Source organism: Thermodesulfobacteriota bacterium, from assembly GCA_039028315.1.
GTDB lineage: Bacteria > Desulfobacterota_D > UBA1144 > Nemesobacterales > UBA2774 > CR02bin9.
In genome coordinates this window covers 1-5,365 of the sequence record JBCCIH010000168.1, presented here as the reverse complement: position 1 = coordinate 5,365, position 5,365 = coordinate 1, and the positions used below count along the sequence as shown (strand labels likewise).

At 43.7% G+C, this 5,365-nt stretch carries 3 protein-coding genes; all 3 read right to left on the bottom strand.

Annotation, left to right across the window (positions count from 1 at the left end):
* The coding region (lpdA, locus tag AAF462_09790; protein ID MEM7009411.1) for a dihydrolipoyl dehydrogenase at positions 1-1,367 on the bottom strand (1,367 nt) is incomplete at its 3' end.
* A 10-nt stretch (positions 1,368-1,377) separates the two neighbouring features.
* Positions 1,378-2,754: a 2-oxo acid dehydrogenase subunit E2 gene (locus AAF462_09785; protein ID MEM7009410.1), complete on the bottom strand. Its 1,377-nt coding sequence runs from the start codon at positions 2,752-2,754 to the stop codon at positions 1,378-1,380.
* A gap of 64 nt (positions 2,755-2,818) precedes the next feature.
* Positions 2,819-5,365 (bottom strand): pyruvate dehydrogenase (acetyl-transferring), homodimeric type (aceE, locus tag AAF462_09780; GenBank protein MEM7009409.1); only part of this gene is annotated, 2,547 nt, incomplete at its 5' end.

Below are 5,365 nucleotides of genomic sequence, written 5' to 3'. Positions count from 1 at the left end.
TCCATAACAGTCTCTGAGAGAGTTGGATGGGCATGAATTGTGAGCTCTAAATCTGATGCTAGGGCTCCCATCTCAATTGCTAAGACTCCTTCTGCTATAAGCTCTCCGGCTCCTGGGCCAACAATACCCATGCCTAATACTCTGTCCGTGTCAGGATCAATGATGAGTTTTGTAACGCCATCATTTCGATCAAGGGTTGTAGCCCTTCCTGATGCTCCCCATGGGAAGCGGGCAACTTTAACATTCATTTTATTTTCTTTGGCCTGGGTTTCTGTTAGCCCACACCAAGCGATCTCTGGATCAGTAAAAACAACTGCAGGTATAGCAGCAGGGTCAAAGGTTGCATTCTTGCCTGCCAGCACCTCAGCTACGACCCTACCTTCATGTGTTGCCTTATGTGCCAGCATCGGCTCCCCTGCGACGTCTCCAATCGCAAATATGTGGTTCTCAGATGTTCTTCTTTGCTCGTCAATCTTTATAAAACCTTTTTCATCTATATCCACATTTGTGTTTTCTAATCCAAGGTTCTCAATGTTAGGTTTTCTTCCGACAGATACAAGAACTTTATCGTAGACTATCTCATCTTTCTCAATATCGTCGCCTTCAAAACTTACTGAAATGCCGTCATTAGTTTCTTTCATTTCAGTAACTTTAGTGCTCATCATTATAGTCTCAAAAATCTTCTCAGAACTTTTCTGAAGAACTCTTACAAGGTCTCTATCCGCTCCCTGCATAAGTCCTGAAGTCATTTCTACAACTGATACTTTTGTTCCGAGCGCGGCATAAACCGTGCCCAGCTCAAGCCCTATATATCCTCCTCCCACAACAAGCATTGTCTTGGGGATATCAGGCAAATCAAGTCCGCTGGTTGAATCCAGTAAATTCTCCGAATCATTTGGAAAGCTAGGAACTTGCGCGGGCCGTGAGCCTGTTGCAACTACTGCATAATCAAAGGTTAGTTCTTCACTAGTTCCATCTACCTTCTCAATAATAAGATCGTTGGAGTCTATAAACGATGCCCTACCTTGAATGTAGTTAATTTTTCTTTGCCTGGAGAGTATTCCCAGACCTCCAACTAATTTTTGTACAACCTCGTTTTTCCAATCGCGCAGTTTGTCCAAGTCTATTTTGGGCTTATTAAATTTAATTCCGAGGTTTTTAAGATGATCAGCTTCTGAAATGACTTTTGCACTGTGCAAAAGTGCTTTAGATGGTATGCAACCTCTGTATAGGCAAACCCCGCCGGGGTTGTCCTCAGGGTCTATGAGAGTAACTTCAAGACCTAAATCTGAGGCTAAAAACGCAGCAGGATACCCGCCCGGTCCTGCGCCGATTATTGCTATTTGTGTTTTTTCAGCTTCGCTCATAATTTTAAAGTTAGCCTTCTAGAGGAAGTTTAAACGGCTCTTCAAGCGCTTCTACAATCCAGCGTAAAAACCTCACAGCATCTGCCCCGTCAACTAGTCTATGGTCATATGATAATGATAGAGGAAGCATAAGTCTTGGAAGAAAACCGCCGTCTCTATACACAGGCTCTACTCTGGATCTTGAGATTCCCAATATAGCAACCTCTGGCGCGTTTACTACTGGCGTGAAATATGTTCCGCCTAAACCGCCTAGGTTTGAAATAGTAAACGTTCCTCCTTGAAGCTCATCTACTGATATCTTTTTTGTTCTGGCTTTTTCTGAAAGCTCGCTAAGCTCTACGGATAGCTGGGTTATATTTTTTTCATCAGCGTTCTTGATTACAGGAACCAAAAGCCCTCTGTCTGTATCGACCGCGATACCAATGTTGTAATAATGCTTATAGATTATTTCTCCATTTTCCATGTCGACGCTAGCGTTGAACTGAGGAAATGTTTTTAGGGCCGAAGCTATTATTTTTACCAGAATTGAAGTTGTAGTTAGTTTCCCACCAGATTTTGCTACGCTTTGGCCAAACTCTTTTCTAAGTTTCTCAAGATCGGTAATGTCTGCCTTATCAAACTGAGTGACGTGAGGCGCATCCCAAGCTTGGGTGAGCCGCTCAGCTGTAAGCTTTCTAACTTTGCTCATTGGGGTGCGTTCTACATCTCCCCATTTATCTGCTTTAAGCTCAGAAGATTTTTTCTGAGGTTTTGGTTTTTCAACTTTAATTTCTTTTTGCTTTTCTTTTGGTTTGGCCTTGGCCTCAGGGGTAAAGTTTCTAACATCTTCTTCAAGGATGCGGCCTCCCGGCCCTGATCCATTTATAAGGCTTATGTCTACACCCAGCTCCCTTGCGAGTCTTCTGGTCGAGGGTGAAGCCGGGCTTGATGTGTGCTCTGTCTTTCTTTCATCATCCGGCTCATTGATTTTCACCTCTTGTATTTCATCCTCTGTATCTTCAGGGGCAGCTTCAATTTCTATCTCCGGCTCTGGCTCGGGATCAGCGTTTATCTCTTCTTCAACTTCCCTCTCCGCAATTTCTTCAATTGCCTCATCTTGTGTTTTAATTTTTGCATCTTCTTTTATAGGCTCATCTTTTCCATTTGTCTTGCCGTCATCTATAGTCACAAGTAATTGACCGACTTTAATTGTGTCACCTTCATTTACGTGCACTTCTTTGATTACTCCTCCGGAAGGAGCCGGAATTTCAATTGCAGCTTTGTCTGTCTCCACTTCCAGTAGAGCTTGCTCTTCAGAGACTTTATCACCGGCCGAAACAAATACCCCAATTACATCGCCGGTTTCGATATCCTCACCAAGATCAGGCAGCTTGTATTCAATAGTCATAACTTTATACCTCTAAAATTTTATCTATCTTTAATTATATCAAATATTTTGTGCTACTTAATATTTACGAAAGAATAGGATTTGCTTTGCTAGGATTTATTCCCAGATCCTGTATTGCTTTCTCCACAATGCTGGGATCAATCTTTTTCTCCCACGTGAGTGCTGCAAGAACTGCTAGTGTTATATATCTCCAGTCCACTTCAAAAAAGTCCCTTAGAGCTTTTCTGCCTGCGCTTCTACCAAATCCGTCTGTCCCGAGTGAAACAAGAGGTCTAGGGAGCCACTGAGAAATAGAGTCAGGCAGAGCCATAACATAATCCGATGCAGCTACAAATACTCCTGGTGCATCGTTTAAGCACTGGGATATATAGGGCACTCTTTTTATTTCTGAAGGGTGCAGCATATTCCAACGTTCTTTATCTAGGCCGTCCCTATATAGTTCTTTGTAGCTGGTAACGCTCCAAACATCTGCGGCAACGCCGTATTTCTCTTCTAGAACTTCCTGAGCCTTTAGTACTTCATTAAGAATAGTTCCGCTTCCTAAAAGCTGAGCGTGAAGCTGAGCGTCTTTTTTCTCTGAGCTTTTAAATTTGTACATGCCTTTTAGGATTCCTTCCTTTGCCCCCTCAGGCATCTTGGGTTGAATGTAAGTTTCGTTCATGACAGTTATGTAGTAGAAAAGGTCCTCTCTGTCGTGATACATGCGCTTTATGCCGTCTTGAATTATGACAGCGATCTCATAAGCAAAAGCCGGGTCATATGCTTTAAGATTCGGCACCGGGTATGCGAGTAAATGGCTGTGACCATCTTGATGCTGAAGCCCTTCTCCCGCAAGTGTAGTTCTTCCGGCTGTGCCGCCTATCATAAAGCCTTTGCATTTCATATCCCCTGCGGCCCAAACCAGATCGCCTATTCTCTGAAATCCGAACATCGAGTAGTAAATGAAAAATGGTATTGTGTTTATTCCATGGGTTGCATAAGCGGTTCCGGCAGCTATGAATGAAGACATAGATCCTGCCTCAGTGATACCTTCCTCTAATATTTGACCGTCTACCGCCTCTTTGTAATATAAAAGCGTCTCTGCATCTACTGGGTCGTAGAGCTGTCCTACATGAGAGTAAATGCCCACTTGTCTAAATAGAGCTTCCATTCCAAACGTGCGGGCTTCATCGGGTACAATGGGAACTATAAGTTTGCCGATACTTTTATCCTTGAGCATTTTGGCAAGCATTCTTACAAATGCCATAGTTGTAGCCACTTCTCTATCGCCTGAGCCTTTATAGAATTCCTCAAATAATTTTTCAGGTGGTGGTTTAAGCGGATCGCATATTACCTCACGCTTTGGTAGGTATCCGCCGAGCTCTTCTCTTCGTTCTTTAATATATTTTATCTCAGGGCTGTCCTCCGCCGGTTTGTAAAACGGCGCCCTTGAAACATCTTCATTTGATATCGGTATCTCAAAGCGTTTTTTAAATAGCTTAAGCTCGTCTTCATTTAATTTTTTTTGCTGATGGGTGATATTTCTACCTTCCCCAGCCTCACCAAGCCCATAGCCTTTAATTGTCTTAGCTAAAATCACAGTTGGTGAGCCTGTATTTTCAATTGCGGCTTTAAATGCAGGGTAGATTTTCTCTGGGTCATGCCCCCCTCTTCTAAGCTTTTGAAGCTCACTGTCGGACATGTCCTTAACCATTTCTTTTATTTTTGGGTCAGTGCCAAAAAAGTGGTCTCTGATATATTCCCCTGATGCCACGGAGTATTTTTGATAATCGCCGTCTAAAGCTTCTGTCATCCGCTTTACTAACAGGCCATCTTCATCTTTTTCAATTAGAGGGTCCCAATTGCTTCCCCAAAGTACTTTTATAACATTCCACCCTGCGCCCCTGAAAATTGCCTCTAGTTCTTGGATAATTTTACCATTACCCCTAACCGGCCCATCTAATCTCTGAAGATTACAGTTAACTACAAAAATTAAATTGTCCAGATGCTCTCTAGAAGCCAAAGTGATAGCTCCTAGTGTCTCTGGCTCATCTGTCTCACCGTCTCCTAAAAACGCCCACACTCTGGCATCGGAGTATTTTTTAAGTCCACGGTCTTCAAGGTAGCGGTTAAACCTTGCCTGATAGATTGCCATAATCGGGCTAAGTCCCATTGAGACAGTGGGGAACTGCCAGAACTCGGGCATAAGCCATGGGTGCGGATACGAGCTTAGACCGCCTTGGGGAACTAGGTCCCGTCTGAAATTTTGCAGGTCTTCAATGCTGAGTCTTCCTTCCAGAAATGCTCTTGCATAAATCCCTGGGGCCGCGTGTCCCTGAAAATAGACTATATCGCCCTCGTGGTTCTCGTTTCTGCCTCTTAAGAAATGATTAAATGCTACTTCATATAGGGCCGCTGCAGAGGCAAATGTGGAAATATGGCCTCCAATACCTTCTTCTAGCCTATTGGCTCTTACAACCATTGCCATTGCGTTCCAGCGTATAAGGCTTCTTATTCTCCATTCGATTTCAGGCACCTTCTTGGCGACGTCGAGGGTCAGTGGCTCGTTGGTGAGTTGGGCGTATGCGGTTGCCCGGATGAGTGCGCCTTCGAGTTCACGAATGTTGTTCGT